Source organism: Pseudarthrobacter sp. BIM B-2242 (assembly GCF_014764445.1).
GTDB lineage: Bacteria > Actinomycetota > Actinomycetes > Actinomycetales > Micrococcaceae > Arthrobacter > Arthrobacter luteus_A.
The window spans coordinates 47,649-63,894 of record NZ_CP061721.1; the positions used below are offsets into that span (position 1 = coordinate 47,649).

At 65.5% G+C, this 16,246-nt stretch carries 16 protein-coding genes; 1 reads left to right on the top strand and 15 read right to left on the bottom strand.

From position 1 onward, the window contains the following. Positions 1-27 precede the first annotated feature (27 nt). The 10 genes from IDT60_RS00225 to IDT60_RS00270 all read right to left on the bottom strand — a co-directional run bounded on the left by IDT60_RS00225 (position 28) and on the right by IDT60_RS00270 (position 10,173). Positions 28-1,398: an MFS transporter gene (locus tag IDT60_RS00225; RefSeq protein WP_191080416.1), complete on the bottom strand. Its 1,371-nt coding sequence runs from the start codon at positions 1,396-1,398 to the stop codon at positions 28-30. A gap of 172 nt (positions 1,399-1,570) precedes the next feature. Next, entirely contained in the window at positions 1,571-2,275 is a 705-nt protein-coding gene (locus IDT60_RS00230) for a FadR/GntR family transcriptional regulator (protein WP_164203674.1), read from the bottom strand. 10 nt (positions 2,276-2,285) lie between these two features. Beyond that, positions 2,286-3,413, bottom strand: a complete 1,128-nt coding sequence (locus IDT60_RS00235) for a mandelate racemase/muconate lactonizing enzyme family protein (RefSeq protein ID WP_191080417.1) — start codon at positions 3,411-3,413, stop codon at positions 2,286-2,288. Positions 3,414-3,548: 135 nt separating this feature from the next. Further along, complete coding sequence (locus IDT60_RS00240) at positions 3,549-4,247, bottom strand: substrate-binding domain-containing protein (RefSeq protein WP_191080418.1); 699 nt, start codon at positions 4,245-4,247, stop codon at positions 3,549-3,551. Beyond that, the gene (locus IDT60_RS00245; RefSeq protein ID WP_191080419.1) at positions 4,244-5,218 is read right to left on the bottom strand and encodes an aldo/keto reductase; all 975 of its coding nucleotides are present in this window, start codon (positions 5,216-5,218) and stop codon (positions 4,244-4,246) included. Before IDT60_RS00245 ends, IDT60_RS00240 begins: the two co-directional genes overlap by 4 nt. Further along, positions 5,215-6,168: a Gfo/Idh/MocA family oxidoreductase gene (locus IDT60_RS00250; RefSeq protein ID WP_223883832.1), complete on the bottom strand. Its 954-nt coding sequence runs from the start codon at positions 6,166-6,168 to the stop codon at positions 5,215-5,217. The genes IDT60_RS00245 and IDT60_RS00250 overlap by 4 nt, the downstream gene beginning before the upstream one ends. 26 nt (positions 6,169-6,194) lie before the next feature. Then, positions 6,195-7,496, bottom strand: a complete 1,302-nt coding sequence (locus IDT60_RS00255; RefSeq protein ID WP_191080420.1) for a protocatechuate 4,5-dioxygenase subunit alpha/beta — start codon at positions 7,494-7,496, stop codon at positions 6,195-6,197. 1 nt (position 7,497) lies between these two features. Then, entirely contained in the window at positions 7,498-8,442 is a 945-nt protein-coding gene (locus tag IDT60_RS00260; RefSeq protein ID WP_223883833.1) for an amidohydrolase family protein, read from the bottom strand. Next, positions 8,439-9,131 carry a 4-carboxy-4-hydroxy-2-oxoadipate aldolase/oxaloacetate decarboxylase gene (gene ligK, locus IDT60_RS00265; protein ID WP_191080421.1) on the bottom strand — a complete coding sequence of 231 codons (693 nt, stop codon included), beginning with the start codon at positions 9,129-9,131 and terminating at the stop codon, positions 8,439-8,441. The genes IDT60_RS00260 and ligK overlap by 4 nt, the downstream gene beginning before the upstream one ends. 13 nt (positions 9,132-9,144) lie before the next feature. After that, on the bottom strand, positions 9,145-10,173 hold the full coding sequence (locus IDT60_RS00270) for an amidohydrolase family protein (protein ID WP_191080422.1): 1,029 nt from the start codon (positions 10,171-10,173) through the stop codon (positions 9,145-9,147). Between the two features lie 147 nt (positions 10,174-10,320). Here IDT60_RS00270 and IDT60_RS00275 point away from each other — a divergent pair, with 147 nt between their 5' ends. Continuing rightward, entirely contained in the window at positions 10,321-11,232 is a 912-nt protein-coding gene (locus IDT60_RS00275; RefSeq protein ID WP_191080423.1) for a LysR family transcriptional regulator, read from the top strand. Positions 11,233-11,274: 42 nt separating this feature from the next. Here the strand turns inward: IDT60_RS00275 and IDT60_RS00280 are convergent, their stop codons facing one another. The 5 genes from IDT60_RS00280 to IDT60_RS00300 form a co-directional block, all read right to left on the bottom strand. Beyond that, a complete protein-coding gene (locus IDT60_RS00280) occupies positions 11,275-11,925 on the bottom strand; it encodes a hypothetical protein (protein ID WP_191080424.1) in 651 nt (216 codons plus the stop codon). Positions 11,926-12,017: 92 nt separating this feature from the next. Continuing rightward, on the bottom strand, positions 12,018-13,670 hold the full coding sequence (locus tag IDT60_RS00285) for an FAD-dependent oxidoreductase (protein ID WP_191080425.1): 1,653 nt from the start codon (positions 13,668-13,670) through the stop codon (positions 12,018-12,020). Next, complete coding sequence (locus IDT60_RS00290; RefSeq protein WP_191080426.1) at positions 13,667-14,749, bottom strand: alcohol dehydrogenase catalytic domain-containing protein; 1,083 nt, start codon at positions 14,747-14,749, stop codon at positions 13,667-13,669. The genes IDT60_RS00285 and IDT60_RS00290 overlap by 4 nt, the downstream gene beginning before the upstream one ends. Positions 14,750-14,763: 14 nt before the next feature. Continuing rightward, positions 14,764-15,054, bottom strand: a complete 291-nt coding sequence (locus tag IDT60_RS00295) for a YciI family protein (protein ID WP_191080427.1) — start codon at positions 15,052-15,054, stop codon at positions 14,764-14,766. 174 nt (positions 15,055-15,228) lie between these two features. Then, positions 15,229-16,122: a LysR family transcriptional regulator gene (locus IDT60_RS00300; RefSeq protein WP_191080428.1), complete on the bottom strand. Its 894-nt coding sequence runs from the start codon at positions 16,120-16,122 to the stop codon at positions 15,229-15,231. Positions 16,123-16,246 lie beyond the last annotated feature (124 nt).

A 16,246-nucleotide genomic window follows, 5' to 3' on the forward strand; every position in this document is an offset into this window, starting at 1 on the left:
CTGCAGGCCGGGGCTTCCTTCGCGCCGTTAGCGGGCGGGGGCGGGCTCCAGGTCCGCGATGGCGGCTGCCGGTTCGCGCTGCTGCCCCGGCTCCCCGTCAGGCGTGGGAGTGCTGCGGCGTTCCTTCAGGAAGTACACCAGCCCGGCGGCCAGCGTGGAGGCCGCAGCGAGGGCGAACAGGCCGGGCACAACGCTGCCGGTGCCCTCCTTGATCAGGCCGAACCCGAACGGCGCCACAAAGCCGCCGAGGTTGCCCAGGGAGTTGATGATGGCGATGGCCGGGGCCAGGACCATGGGGTGCAGGCCGGACTGCGGGATGGTCCAGAACAGCGGCGAGGCGCTTTTGAAGCCCATGGCGGCAATGGCCAGGAAGACCAGTGCCAGCACCGGGGTGGCGACGGCGGCGGCCAGGGTTCCGACGGCGGCCACCAGGAGTGCCACCACCAGCAGCGGCCGCTTGGACTTCGCCTTGTCCTGCATCTTGGCAGCGAAATACATGGCGACGACGGCGCACACCCACGGGATGGCGGACAGGAAGCCAACGCTCAGGTCCGTGGTGCCGGGAATCTGCTTGACGATGGTGGGCAGCCAGAATGTGTTGGCGTAGATGGAGAGCTGGATGGAGAAATAGATGCCGCACAGCAGCAGGATCTGCGGGTTCAGGAGCATCTTCCAGCGGTTGACCTTTCCGCCGGTCTCGGTGGTGTGCCGGGCGTCTTCCGCGGCGATCGCCTCAACGAGGGCCGTCTTTTCACCGGCGGAGAGCCACTTGGCGTCCTGGATCCTGGCATCCAGCAGGAAGAACACCACAATGCCCACCACCACCGAGAGCAGGCCCTCGAAGCCGAACAGCCACTGCCAGCCGCGGATCCCCAGGACATCGTGCAGGCTCAGGAGCATGCCGGCGATAGGCCCGGAGAGTGCTGCCGCGATGGACGATCCGGCAATGAAGATGGCGGTTGCCTTGCCGCGCTGGCCCGCGGGAACCCAGCGGGCGAAGTAGAAGATAACGGCCGGGAAGAAGCCGGCTTCGGCGGCGCCCAGCAGGAACCTGAGGACGTAGAACATCATTTCGTTCTGGACGAAGGCCATCAGGAAGGAGACGATGCCCCAGCTGACCATGATGCGGGCGAGCCACACCTTGGCGCCGTACTTCTCCATCATCACGTTGCTGGGAAGCTCGAAGATGGCGTAGGCGATGAAGAACAGGCCTGCGCCGAAGCCGTAGGCCGCAGCCCCGATGCCGACGTCGGCTTCCAAGTGCTCGTGGGCATAGCCGATGTTGGAGCGGTTGAGCTGGTTGCACACCAGCATGACCAGCATGATGGGCAGGACCCGCTTGAAAAACTTCTTCGTGGCGAGGGCCACATCCGTGACAGCGGTGTCGACAGACTGCATGGGGGAAAATCCTTCGAATCTTAGCGCGTAGGTCCGGTGACCATTTTGGGCGCTGTGGTGCGCACCACAGCAAGTGGGTCCACTTTATTCGGGGTTTTCGATGCGCGTCCAACACGCATTTTGCATGCCGTGATGCCCTGGGGGCATCACAGCACTTCGTAACTTGGCGGCACTACGGCGCCGGGCGCACAGACGCCTTGAACCGGCGTCGGGAATTCGCCAGATGACTCCGCATGGCAGCGGCGGCGGCGCTTTCATCACCGTCAGCGATGGCGGCCGCGATTGATTTGTGTTCGTGGACCACCTGGTCGAAGTGGTCACGCGCGTAATGCTCGACGCCGGTCATCAGCCGGGTGCGCGGCATCGCGATCATCGTCTGGCCCAGTGCTGAGAGGCAGTCGGAGTAGAAGGGGTTGCCGGAGGCGGCCGCGATGGCGCGGTGGAATTCGAAATCGGCCTTCATGGCGTGACCGGGATGATCGGCGCTGGCCGTGAATTGGTCCAGTGCGGAGTTGATGGTCCTGAGCTGGCGGTCGGAGTGGTTGCGGGCGGCCAGGGCTGCTGCCTCAGCCTCCACGCCCAGCCGGAACTCCAGCAGGTGGAGGCGGTCCTCGACGCTCGCAACCGGGCGGCTGCCGGGAACCGGCTGGGGACCGTCGTCGGGCGGGGTCAGTGCGAAGCTGCCCCGCCCGCGTTCGGTTTCCACGAGTCCCTCGGCCTGGAGCCGCGTTAGCGCGGCGCGCACTACGGTGCGGCTGACGCTGAACTCGCCCATCAGCTCGTTCTCGCTCGGGAGTTTGTCGCCGGGCTGGATGGCACCGTCCACGATGCGCGTGCGAAGCTCTGCGGTGAGGTCCGCGGTCAGGTTCCGGGTCATGCGTTCAAGGTTACGCGCCGAACTCCACGGACTCGGTGGTCCAGGCGCGCGCCTGGTCACTCAGGGTCACGCCCAGGCCGGGACGGTCCGGCACGATCATCCGGCCGTTCTTGGTTTCGAGGCGTTCGTTGAAGAGCGGGTCCAGCCAGTCGAAGTGCTCCACCCAGGGTTCGCGCGGGTAGGCCGCGGCGAGGTGAAGGTGGATTTCCATGGCGAAGTGCGGGGCCAGGCCCAGGCCGCGTTCGTCCGCGAGGGCGGCGAGGCGGAGGAACTGGGTGATGCCGCCGACGCGCGGTGCGTCCGGCTGGATGATGTCGCAGCCGTTGGCGTTGATGAGGCCCTTGTGTTCGGCCACGGAAGCCAGCATCTCGCCGGTGGCGATGGGCGTGTCCAGGACGTTGGCGAGGTGGGCGTGGCCTTCGAAGTCGTAGGCATCCAGCGGTTCCTCGATCCAGATGAGGTTGAATTGCTCCAGCTGGCGGCCCATGCGCAGGGCGGTGGCGCGGTCCCACTGCTGGTTGGCGTCCACCATCAGCGGGACGTCCCAGCCAATGTGTTCACGGATGCCGGCCACGCGGCGGAGGTCCTCTTTGGTGTCGGGGAGACCCACCTTGATCTTGATGCCGCCGATGCCTTCTTCGAGGAGGACGGTGGCGCGGGCCTTGACCTCGTCGAGGGACGCGTTGAGGAAGCCGCCGGAGGTGTTGTAGGTCTGGACGGAGTCGCGGTAGGCACCCAGGAACTTGGCCAGTGACAGGCCGGCGCGCTTGGACTTGAGGTCGTAGAGGGCGATGTCGATGGCGGCGAGGGCCTGGGTGGCCACGCCGGAGCGGCCCACGGAGGCGCCGGCCCAGAGGAGCTTGGTGTAGATCTTGCCGATGTCGTTGGGGTCTTCGCCGATCAGGCCTTCGGCCACTTCCTTGGCGTGGGCGTATTGGGCGGGACCGCCGGCGCGCTTGGAATAGCTGAAGCCCAGGCCTGTGTGGCCAAGCTCGGTGGTGATCTCCGCGAACAGGAACACCACCTCGGTCATCGGCTTCTGGCGGCCGGTGAAGACCTTGGCATCGCTGATGGGGACGGCCAGGGGGAGCCGTGCGGTGGAAAGTTTGATGTGCCGGATGAAGTCGACGGTACTCATTGATGCTCCTCGGAAGCAGGCTGTCCGGGCTGCAGTGCCCTGCTACTTAGGATACAAGTGTGCCGCTTGTATTACAAGTGTTTCGCTGACGCGCTCCGACCTCACAACGATCAGTCAATCCATCACGGCAGGGCCTCAGGGCGCGCGAAAACTGTGCGACGACTTGATCGTTGCCGCGAGGTCCGAGCAGAAGAAGGCCAACACCTCCGCAGCACGGGCCGCGTTGTTGGAGGATGTCGCGACAGCACCCGCGAAGACCGTGCTAATCGCGCAGTCGGCCGGGAGAACGCCGAGGATGCACACGCCGGGTTGCCCGACCAGTTCGCTGAGCTGCTGCAGGCCGAGATCGACCTCTCCCTCGGCGAGCAGGCGCGCCACGGGCACGCCTGGACGGGCCTGCACAAGCCGGTCGCTGACCTCACCGGTCATGCCCCAGTGGTCGATCATTCGCAACAGCTCGGTGCCGCTCGGTCCGGTGGAATATCCGATGCGGGACGCCGCGCGCAGGGCGCCGCGAAGCTCGTCGGCATTCGCAAAGGCCGTGCCTTCGGAACATGTGGCTTCATCGGCGCTGCGTGCGGGCACGCCTACGGCGACCTCCGACAGTACGATCGGGGCGATGGACGCCGGATCCACGTGCCCCTCGGCAGCGAGGCGTTGGAGAGCGTCCTCGGCGAGGAACACAAGGTCGAACGGCTCACCGGCGGTCACCCGCTGGGCGGCGTCCACTCCGCCGACGGATTCGAGCTGCAGAAGCGGTAGCCCCGCTTCGGCGGCGGCTTCAGCGAGGTCGGCGAGAACGTGGCGGGTGGCCATCGACGAGATCGCCCTCACGCGGCATCCTCGAAAGTCTCGGCGTCAACTTCGGCAGCAGATGCTGGCGCATATCGCGCGCCGGAGATGGTGTCCGTGCCAATCAGCACGCCGGCCCGCGCCAACAGCGCGCCGTCGACAGTGATGTCGGCCGCCGCCATGTTCTCACGCAGGTGCGCGACGCTCGTTGTTCCCGGGATCGGCAGAACGTGATCGCCGCGGGAGAGCAGCCATGCCAGTGCTAGCTGTGCCGGGGTGCAGCCGGCCTCCGCCGCCAGCTCACGCCAAGAGGACAGCAGCACCGCATTCGCACCCCAGTGCTCGGGCTGGAAGCGGGGCATGCCGCGGCGGATGTCCTTTGGCGCCAGGGCTTCGGGATCGCCGATCGAGTCGCTGAGGAAACCGCGGGCCACCGGCGAGAACGCGACGAGCGCAACTCCCCTGGAACGGGTGGCCTCGAGCATCCCCAGCTCGGGGTTGCGGCTCCACAGCGAGTACTCGTTCTGCACGGCCGCGATAGGCGTGACTGCCTGCGCCTCGCGCAGCCGCGCCACCGACACCTCGGACAGGCCGATTGCGCCGATCTTGCCCGCGGCGACCATTTCGGCCAGCGCGCCGACGCTATCGCCGATCGGCACCTTCTTGTCCCACCGGTGAAGGTAGTACAGGTCGATGTAATCGACGCCCAGGCGGCTTAGCGAAGCATCGACCTGTGCCCGCAGCGTATCGGGGCGTCCGTCGATGACTTTCACGCCGTCGACCATCGCCATTCCGCCCTTGCTCGCCAAGAAGACCTCGTCGCGCCGCCCCGCAATCGCCCGGCCGACCAGCTCCTCGTTGCGGCCGCCGCCGTACAGAGTCGCGGTGTCGAGCAGCTGCACGCCGTCGTCGAGCGCCGCGCGCAGGAACGCCAGACCGTCCTCGGCGCTCGGGGGCACGCCGTAGGCGTGGCTCAGGGACATGCATCCGAGGCCGATCCGGGGGAGGTTCACGCGAGCTGCTCCTCCAGCGCGCCGAGGACGCGGTAGCAGTCGATGACCTGGCGGATCGACGAGTTCGGCTCGCGACCCTCGCGGATCGCGCTGATGAACTCGCGGTCCTGCAGCTCGATGCCGTTCATACTCACCGCCACGTTCGAGACGTCGATCTGCTCGTCGCGGCCGTTGAAGAGGTCGTCGTAGCGGGCGATGTACGTCTCGGTGTCGCCGATGTAGCGGAAGAACGTGCCGAACGGGCCGTTGTTGTTGAACGAGAGGGACAGGGTGCAGATCGCCCCGGTCTCGCTCTTGAGCTGGATGGACATGTCCATCGCGATGCCGAGTTCGGGGTTGATGGGGCCCTGGATCGCGTTCGCCTGCACGATCTTGCCCGCTTGGTAAGCGAACAGGTCGACAGTGTGCGCGGCGTGGTGCCACAGCAGGTGGTCGGTCCAGGAGCGTGCCTCACCCTTGGCGTTCGTGTTCGTGCGGCGGAAGAAGTACGTCTGCACGTCCATCTGCTGCACGTTGAACGAGCCTTCGGCGATCCGGTTGTGCACGAGCTGGTGCGAGGGGTTGAACCGCCGTGTGTGGCCCACCATGGCGATGCGGTCGGACGCCTCGGCCGCGGCGAGCGTCGCCTCGGCGTCGGCGAGCGAATCGGCGAGCGGGATCTCCACCTGCACGTGCTTGCCGGCCTTGAGGACCGCCTGCGTCTGCGAGGCGTGCAGCCCCGTGGGCGTGGCGAGGATGACGGCATCGACGTCGTCGCGCTCCAGCACGGCGTCGAGCCCGACGACGGCGTTGGCGACGCCGTACTTCGCGGCGACACCGTCCGCCTTCTCCTGCGAGGTGGCGGAAACCACGGTCACCTCGGCGTCTTCGATGTTCTTCAGGGCGTCAAGATGCTTCATGCCGAAGGCGCCGTTGGCGCCGACGACCGCGACGCGGATCTGGTCGGTCATTCGTTTCTCCTCAGGTAGGTGAAGGATCAGGCGCTCGGGTTCGAGATGACGAGGTGCCCGACGGCGGTGTTCGACGCCGGCACGTGGTAAAAGCGGTGGTTCACCTCGGGGCTTTCGCCTCCGAACTGATCATCCATTGCACCGCGCGCAATGAGCCAGTCGACGAGCTCGATGCCCTCGGAGCCGGCCTCATCGACGTACTCCATGTGATCCCACTCGGTCAGGCCTACGGGGTCGGCGATGAGGTGGTCCAGGAATGCGTTGTCCCACTCCTCGTTAATCAGGCCAGCCCGCGGGCCCTGCAGCTGGTGGCTCATGCCGCCGGTTCCCCAGATTTGCACGTTGAGCGGCTCACCGTCCCACTTGTCCAGCGCACGGCGGAGCGCACGCCCGAGTTCGTAGCAGCGACGCCCGGACGGCACCGGGTACTGCACCACGTTCACGGCGAGGGGGATGACCCTGACAGGCAATTCATCGACATCGCCATACACGAGCGACAGCGGTACCGTGAGGCCGTGGTCCACGACCATCTCGTTGACGAGGGTGAGGTCGAAGTCATCCTGGATCACGGACTGGGCGATGTGTGCGGCCAGCTCGGGATAACCTTTGACGTCGGGCACGGGGCGGGGGCCATAGCCCTCGTCCGCGACCGGATACTCCGCGCCGGTGCCCAGCACGAAGGTGGGGATGATTGACGAGTCGAACGCAGTGGCGTGGTCGTTGTAAACCAGGATCACGACGTCGGGGGTGTTCTCCTTGGCCCACTTGCGGGTCCAGTCGTAGCCGCTGAACACCTTCTTCCAGTAGGGCTCCTCGGTCTTGCCATGGTCCATCGCCGCGCCGATCGCAGGCACGTGCGAGGTGAACAACGCAGACGTGTACTTTGCCGGCGCGTCGGGGCGCATGACCTCGGACTTCTCGGTCGGCGCAGGAGGGGTCCATCCGTCGAGATCCTTCAGCCGCACTCCCTCGGGGCGACGGCCACCGCCGATCATCATGTCGCGGTAGGCCGCCTCGCTCATGCCGGTCATCGAGCCAGCCATCTGCTGGAAGCTCAGGCCGTGCGTGGCGCCGATCTTGCTGAGGAAGTAGATGTTGCCGCCCTCGGCCATCATGGCGTTCAGGTCCATGTCGAGCACCGCCTGGCGCTGGGCGGGGCTCAGCGGCCACTCCTCGAGATAGGCCTCGCGGTCGGCGAGGTAGCGCTCACGGTTTTCGGGCTTCATTAGCGACATCGAGAACTGGTTGAGGTGGTAACCCTTGCGGGCCATCTCAGCATCGAAAATGATGGTGCCGGGTACGTCTTTGTACGGTTTGTCGAGTGTCATGTCATGCTCCTTCGGGCCAGTAGAGGCGGCTGGGATTGTCTACGAGCAGCTTGTGCTGCAGTTCGGGGGTCGGTGCGATGTGCGGGATGAAGTCGAACAGGAGCCCGTCGTCAGGCATGTGATCCTTCAGGTTCGGGTGCGGCCAATCGGTGCCCCAGAGCACGCGATCGGGGAACTCCTCGACGACGCGACGCGCGAAGGGCACTACATCGGTGTACGCATTTTGCTCGCCGTCGAGCGCGCGCGGGCCGCTGCCCGAGAGTCGCTCGGGGCAGGAAACCTTGGTCCAGACGTTCGGGTTTTCCCGCATGAAGCGCAGGAACAGCTCGAACTCGGGACCGTTCGGGTCTTTGGTCACGTCGGGGCGACCCATGTGGTCGACGACGAGGTCGGTGGGGATCGCCGAGAAGAACTTGTACAGCTCGGGCAGATCCTCGGCCTCGAAGTAGATGACCACGTGCCAGCCGAGCGGGGCGATCTTCGCGACAATCTCGTCGAGCGAGTCTGTGGGCACCCGGTCGACCAGACGCTTTACGAAGTTGAAGCGCACGCCCCGGACGCCGGCGGCGTGCAACTCGGCGAGCTCCTCATCGGTCACGTCGCGGCGAACCGTGGCGACACCGCGGGCGCGACCCTCGCTGCGCTGTAGCGCGTCGACGAGCGCGCGGTTGTCGGCACCGTGGCAGGTGGCCTGCACGATCACGTTGCGCTCGAAGCCGAGGCGGTCGCGCAGTGCAAACAGCTGCTCAGCAGAGGCGTCGCACGGAGTGTACTTGCGCTCCGGCGCGTACGGGAACTGCTCACCCGGTCCGAAGACGTGGCAGTGCGCGTCGACCGCGCCCGTGGGCACGCGGAACGTCGGAGCCGAGGGCCCGTTGTACCAGTCGAGCCATCCGGGCGACTTCTCGAAGCCGCCGCTGGTGTCGCCGTGCGCCATGGTGCTCATGCCTCCACGTACTCGAGGCCGGCCTTGGCCAGCGGCTCGCGCATGTTGTAGATGTCGAGCCCCAGCACGCCCTCGCGGAACTGCTGACGCTTGGCCTCCTCGTTGTCCTCGCGCTTTTGGCTGGCGTCAGCCACCGCTCCGACTAGCTCGCGCGGGACAACCACGACGCCGTCGACATCGGCAACGACCACGTCGCCAGGGTTCACCACGGCGTTCGCGACCACTACGGGGATGTTCACCGATCCGAGGGTCGCCTTGACGGTGCCCTTCGAGTTGATCGCGCGGGAGAAGACCGGGAAGCCCAGCTTCTCGAGGTCGGCGACGTCACGCACGCCGCCGTCGATGACCAGGCCCTTGCAGCCGCGCGCGGTGAGCGAGGTCGCGAGCAGCTCACCGAAGAAGCCGTCTTCACTCTCGGTGGTGCAGCCGGCGACGATCACATCGCCTTCCTGCACCTGCTCGGCGGCGACGTGGAACATCCAGTTGTCACCGGGCTGCAGCAGCACCGTCACGGCCGGGCCACAGAGCTTAGCGCCGGTGTAGGCCGGCCGGATGTAGGGGCGCAGGAGCCCGACTCGCCCCATCGCCTCGTGGATAGTGGCGACGCCGAACTGCGAAAGGCGTTTGACGTCCGCGGGGTCCGGACGTTCGATATTGGTGCGGACGATGCCGAGGTTGTTCAGTCGCATTTTGATGGTCCTCTCAGAGTCCGCGCGCAGTAAGGGCGCGGTCAAGCCGTGGGTAGACACGGCGGGCGTTGGCTTCGAACACCTGCGCGCGCTGCGCATCGTTCAGGTTGGTGGTGGCGTCGATGTACCGCTTGGTGTCGTCGAAGTAGTGTCCGCTGCGCGGGTCGACGTCGCGCACGGCGCCGATCATCTCGCTCGCGAAAAGGATGTTCTCGGTAGGGACGACCTTGGTGAGGAGGTCGATGCCCGGCTGGTGGTACACGCAGGTGTCGAAGAACACGTTGTTCAGCAGGTGCTCCTCGATTTCGGGCTTGCCCAGCGCCATTGCGAGCCCACGGAAGCGCCCCCAGTGGTAGGGAACGGCGCCGCCGCCGTGAGGGATTACGAGCTTCAACTCGGGGAAGTCGCGGAACAGGTCGCCCTGGAGCAGTTGCATGAAGGCGGTGGTGTCGGCGTTGAGGTAGTGCGCTCCGGTCGTGTGGAAGGCCGGGTTGCATGACGTGCTGACGTGCACCATCGCCGGGATCTCGTATTCGACGAGTTTCTCGTATATCGGGTACCACGAGCGATCGGTCAGCGGCGGGGACGTCCAGTTGCCGCCGGACGGATCGGGGTTGAGGTTCACTGTGACGGCCCCGAGTTCCTCGACGGCGCGAGTAAGCTCGGCAACGCTCGTCGCGGGATCCGTACCGGGGGACTGAGGGAGCATCGCCCCCACTAGGAATCGTTCGGGGTAGAGCTCGCCGACGCGGGCGCACAGGTCGTTGCAGATCCGGGCCCAGGTCTCGCTCACAGCGAGGTCTCCGATGTGGTGCGCCATGAACGAGGCACGGGGGCTGAATACGGTGACGTCGCTGCCGCGCTCGTTCATGAGCTTGAGCTGGTTGGCCTCGATGGTTTCACGGATGTCGTCATCGCTGATGCGCAGAGTCGCAGGGTCAGGAGCGTCCGCGCGTCCTTCAGTGAATGCGATCTGCAGATCACGCCAGGCTCCGAGCTGTGTTGGAGCTGTGGTGTAGTGGCCGTGGATGTCGATAATCACGCGCGTGTCGTCCTTGTCACTCAGTGTAAGCGGGGCGAGAGTAGCGGCACTTCGTTGGATCAGTGCTGCCCCAAACTGACTCTAGGGGTGTTTGCCACTGTGGTCCAATAGATATGCAAGGAAAAAGCCATAGATAAGATCTATAGCATGACATTCACCGACCTCAACCAGCTCCGGACATTCGTCACGCTTTACGAGCTGCGCAGCGTCACGGGCGCCGCCAGGCGCCTGCATGTAACACAGCCCACGGTCAGCCATTCCCTGAAGCGGCTCAGGGAGCGGTTCGGCGACGAGCTGTTCCGTCGCGAAGGGAACGACATGGTGCCGACCGCGAAGGCGACGCAGCTGTTTGGGCCGCTACACAACGCCTTGGCACAAATAGACGCGACCGTCATGGGATCGGACGTGTTCGAACCGACCGGATTCAGCGGCGAACTTGTCCTCGGACTCACCTCGATCGGCGAGCAGACATTCCTCCCACCGATCATGACTGCCCTCGGGCGGGTCGGCGCCGATCCGCGAATACAGGTAGAACGGCTTGATTCGGACGAGGTCGAGAGCGCGCTAATCCGCGGCACCATCGATCTGGCACTTACCGTGTCGCGGATAGCCACACCGCGGCTGTGGAGGACGCACGTGCGTTCGGTCGAATACGTGGCTCTGTCGTCCGGGTCGCATCCACTGCCCGCGACCGGGCCTGACATGTTCGAGGGGAGGCGCTTTGTGCGGGTCTCCGCCCGTGGCGGGCACGTCTATCCTGTGCAGGCGCTGACCGAACACGACTTGATGTCCCAGGTCGTGCTGACCATGGAGGAATACGGCACCGTGCCCGCCGTACTCGAGGCGACGGACCTGGTCGTCCTGCTGCCTCGACATGTAGCGGGGGTGTTCTGCGGCTGGTTCCCCCGCCTTCGCATCGCCGAGCTGCCCTGGCCCGCGCAGAGCACGCCGGTGGAGTTGTACACGCGGCGCGAGGCGAGCCTCTCGCAGGCGCAGCGATGGTTCCGCTCGCTGGTGCTGGATGCGGTTGCGGCGGATGAATACAAGTCGCAGTCATAAGCGTCTGCGGGCGTCTACAAAATCGGACATGCCCAGGCAGCGCTAGCGTTTCGTCCTGTTCCAGCTGGCCTTACCCGGAGCGAAGGGGCTACGGACATGGATGGACCATGACGAATGCGGGTGGATCGTCAGAATCGCGTGCTCCCACCAGGCGCGGGCTTCAGTTGAGAGCTTCGGTAGTACCGCATCCTTGTCGGCGTCGTCCTCCGGACGGGGACGCAGCGCCTTCCAGACCAGCTGCACCTCGGGCGCCCCGGTCGGAATGCCGTCGACGTCGATCACTGCACGATCCCACGGCAGTTGCAGTCGGGGATCTCGTCGATAAACCCAGACGTTATCCGTTCCGTCCTCGACGTCGATCTGCAGTACCCATGCGCCCGTTTCATCATCATGGATACGGATCGGCTGCAGATCGGCATCCATATCAGCCTCTGCCCAAGGTAGAACGCCGTCGCCTGACGGGGCCCACGCGCTAAACGGTGCCGGCAAGTCCTGCACCACTCGGGGCAGGTCGGCGATCGTCGTACTGACATCGATATTGTGGTGCTCGCGAGTGTTAGTGCCGAGCCAGTGGTCGAGCGCCACCCCTCCGGACAACCACCAACGCGCCGATGACGGCCCGAGCAGCTCCGCCACGACTCGCAGGGGCAGGGGTTCCCAGCGCGTCGCGAGGGTGGGTGTGGATGAGGCCATGGCTCAAGGCTACCCGCGGGCGGAGGTGGTTTGTCGAAATGGCAAGGAGACCGAATAGAAAACCTGCGCGAGCAAGCAATCCAACAACAATTTCAGGCCGCCTGGTGCGATGCCAGGGTCTGCGAAAGATGCTCGCCCACGGCGAAGGCCCTTGTAATGGCTGAACCGAGTGTCGCTCCGCCGCCTGGGTAGGTGTTGCGGAAGACACCGGCGGATACATTGCCCGCGGCGTAGAGCCCGGGGATTCGCTGGCGGTGGCGGTCCAGGACCTGGCCGTTGAAGTCGGTATCCAGGCCACCGGAGGTGCCCAGCGTCCCGGCCGAAATCGGCACCGCATAAAACGGGCCGGTGACGAGCGGTGCGAGGCACGGGTTGGGTGCCACGCCGGCGTCGCCGAGGAATCTGTCCTGCGGAGTTGAGCCGCGGTGAAATTCGGTGTCCACGCCGTGTGCCGCGTCCGCGTTGAACCGGGTGACGGTCTGGTCCAGTCCCGCCGGTTCGATCCCGATCTTCCCGGCGAGTTCCTCGAGAGTCTCCGCCTGCGTCATCCAGTCTGCGGGAGTTCCGGGAGTGGAGCCTGCCACCGGGTACTTCGACATGTAGGTGGAGTCGAAGATGAGCCAGGCGGGATTGTTCTGCTGGCCCCGGGTGTGGGGATCGATGGAGGCGAACAGCCGGGCGGCGTCGTGGTAATTGAGTGCCTCGTTGACGAAGCGCTTCCCGGCCGCGTTCACCGTGATGGATCCGGGCAGGGTCATTTCCACGTTGCCCATCCGACCTGACTGCACGCCGTCGTACTGGTGGGCCGGCGTGCTGATGACCGGTACTCCCCAGACGGCGGTCATGTCCGCCACGCCTGCACCGGACTTAAGGCCCAGCTCCAGGCCGTCACCCTCATTGGAGGGCGCGCCTATGGGCGTCACGGGAAACGGTAGGAATGCCTTCCTGAGGCGCGGATTCCACTCAAACCCTCCGGAGGCAAGAACGACGGCGGCTGTCGCGATTTGCTTGCTGCCCTGGCCTGCGCCGATGGTCACTTTCCAGCCGTCGGTGGACCCGTCCCCAACGGGGACCAAATCCTGCAGGGGTGCCTCAACAGCAATGTGCACTCCCCGGTCCAGCGCGCTGGCCAGCAGCCTGCCTACCAGCGCGCCGCCCATGGTCCGCACGCCTGTGGCGGCCCTGCGGGCGAGCAGCGCGGGGTCGGCCCCCCGGCCGTTGAGTTCATCGCGTTCGGTCATGGTCAGCAGCGGAAAGTACGATGACGGGCGGATCAGTTCTGCCATGCCGGGATAACCTGCCGGGTCGAAGGCGTCGTTGTCCAGGCCCCTGCCGCCGCTCGCCGCGCCGGCCCACTCCATGTGGTAATCCGGACGGGCAATGGCTGTCAGGGACACCTGGGTGTTGTTGGTCAGGTATTCGACGGCGCGCCGGGCGGTGCTGATGTACCAGTGGATTTCCTCCGGTGCCAGCACGTGCCCGGCCGCCGCGGTGAGGTAGGCGACGGCATCTGCATGGCTGTCCGCGAAGCCGGCCCCGCGTGCCAGGTGGTTATTCGGTGCCCACATCACGCCGCCCCCGGCCGCGGTGGTGCCGCCCAGCTGTGCAGCTTTCTCAACCACCAGCACGCTGAGTCCGGCGTCGGCGGCGCGGACCGCTGCCACCAGCCCGGACGCGCCGCTGCCCGCCACCACCACGTCATAAGAGCCGGCCAGCCCATCCGGGGGAGTGGTCACGGAGTTCATGCCGACACTGCCTGCTGGGACGATGCGGCTGATCCGGCTGCCTGCGCGGCGGGCATGTCGATGACGATCTTGCCCACTTTTTCGGTGCGGTTCCCCATCAGGGCGTACGCCCGGGGAAGGTCGCTGAAATCAAAGCGGTGGGTCATGAGCGCCCGGGCCTGGTCAGGGTGACGGGCGAGCAGTGCCAGGCCGTCGGGGATCAGGTTCAGGCTGTTGCGGCTGCCCATGATGTCGAGCTCCTTGAAGGGCAGGTCCTTCATGGAAATGCTGGCAGCACGCGGTGAGATTCCCACCTGGACGATCCGGCCGGCGCCGGCCACCAGCCGGACGGCGTTTTCAAACGAGGAGGGCACACCGGTGGCCTCTATGACCAGGATGGGGCCGTTGCCGTCCGTCAACGAATCGAGCCGGGCGGCCTGCTCGGCGTCGGGGAAGGCGCCCCGGGGATCAACCAGGAGAGTGTCAGCGGCGCCGAAGGCCGTGGCGAGCTCCAGCCGGTCGGCTTCAGTGTCCGCGCAAAGTACTGTGACTCCGAGGTCGGTCAGGTACAAGGTGGCGAGGAGCCCGATGGGCCCGCTGCCCAGCACCAAAGCGGTTTCGCCAGCGACCGGGCGGCCGCGGTTTACAGCCTGCATGGCGATCGAGGCGGGTTCGCCCATGGCAGCGATTTCCAGCGGAAGGTCCTCGGGAACGAGGCAGAGCTTTTCCACCGGGACGCTGAGCAGTTCCACCATGGCCCCGTCGGAGTAGCAGCCGATGCAACCGATGCTGCGGCAGACGTTTTGCCTGCCCAGCTGGCACGGCTCGCACTGGCCGCAGTAGATCATGGGGCTGATGGCCACCCGGTCACCGGCACGAAAGGCACCGCCATCCTCGCCAATGGCCTCCACCACGCCTGAAGATTCGTGGCCTTGGATGATGGGCAGATCGGTGGGGTAGTCGTCTTCAAAGATGTGCAGATCGGTTCCGCAAAGAGCCACATGGTGCATGCGGACCAGAGCGTGTCCGGGTTCCAGGGAAGGTTCGGCCACCTCTTCAAAGCTGATGGTTTCTTTGGCAATGGTGCGTGCTGTCAGCATGGGATTTCCGGCCCCTACTTCTCGTTGGCGCCGAAAAAGATGTTCCACTGCCGGATGCTGCGTTCTTCCACCCGGTCGTTCTGGAAGAACGGGTCCTGGTCCATGAGGGCTTCAACATCGGCTTTGGACTCACCGGTGATGAGAAGCAGTGCCCCGGGGGCCTCGTCCGGGCCGAACGGGCCACTCTTGACCAGCCGGCCGCCGTCGAACTGCGACTGCAGGAACTCGACGTGGCGGGGGCGGTGCTGGTCGCGGCCGGCTGCGGTGTCATCAGAATATGAATAGGTGACGGCGAAAGTAGGCATGGGAAATTCCTCTGCATTGAGTCCGGGGGTTCAGGTGGGGCCTCACTTTTTTATGAGGGCGGTCACACCGTGTTATTCAATGGTGGGGAATTGATTGAGACTTGTCCAATACCTACTGAGTCAATGACAATGTGTAGATTTTACATAATCAGGGGCGGCCCAGGGTGGAGGCTGTTAGGCGGGGGTGGGGAGGACTTCCTCAGCCACTTCTAAAGCAAGTGTCAGGGCAGGTGAGGTGAGCGCCGGGTTCCAGGCAATGCCGGATTCGAGCTGCGGTGCATGGCCGGAGAGTGGAATGAATACTGTTCCGGCAGGCATGATGCCGGCAACGGAGTCAGGCATCAGGCTGACGCCCACGCCGCCGGCGACGAGTGAGAGGGCGGTGTAGGGGTCCGTTACTTCCTGGGCCACGCGGGTGCGGAACCCTGCAATGGTGCAGGCGGAAAAGATGGCCTCGCGCAGTGTGGAGCCCTGGGCCTGGCGCATGGTGACGAAGCCGTCTTCGGCCAGTTCGTTCAGGGCGATGCTTTGCCTGCCGGCAAGTGGGTGGTCTACCGGGACGGTGGCTCCGAGCGGTTCTATCGCGATGCGCCGGGTTGCCAGGGATGGTGCGTCCACGGGCAGGCCGATGAAGGACAGGTCCAGGGAGCCGTTCCGCAGGTGGCCCAGGGCGTCCTGGGTCAGGAGTCCGCCATGGAGGGTGAGGTCCAGGCCTGGGTAGCGGTTCCGCAGAGCCCGGGTCAGTGGCGGCAGCGTTTTGTGATTGAGCGCCCCTGAGAACCCGATGGCCAGACGCCCGTAAACAGTTCCGGTTTCAGCGGTGGCAGCGCGGCGGGCGAGGTCCAGTTCCTCGAGGATCTTCCGTGCGTGGGGCAGGAGCGACAATCCGGCAGTGGTCAGGGAAACGGCTCGTGTGTTGCGTTCAAACAGCTCTGCGCCCAAGTCCTTTTCCAGCTTTTTGATGGTCTGGCTCAGGGGCGACTGTGCCATATGCAGGCGAGTCGCGGCCCGGCCGAAGTGAAGCTCCTCGGCGACTGCCAAAAATGCCTCGATTTGCCGCAGTTCCATGTGCCTCCTCATCCGCCGTTCCGGCCGTCATCCCAAGGCTACTTCGTGCAGGCCGGCGGCCTGCCCCCGCAGATGGCGAGTGCAACGCCAAACCCCGGATCACGATCACTCACCCGGTCTGGAC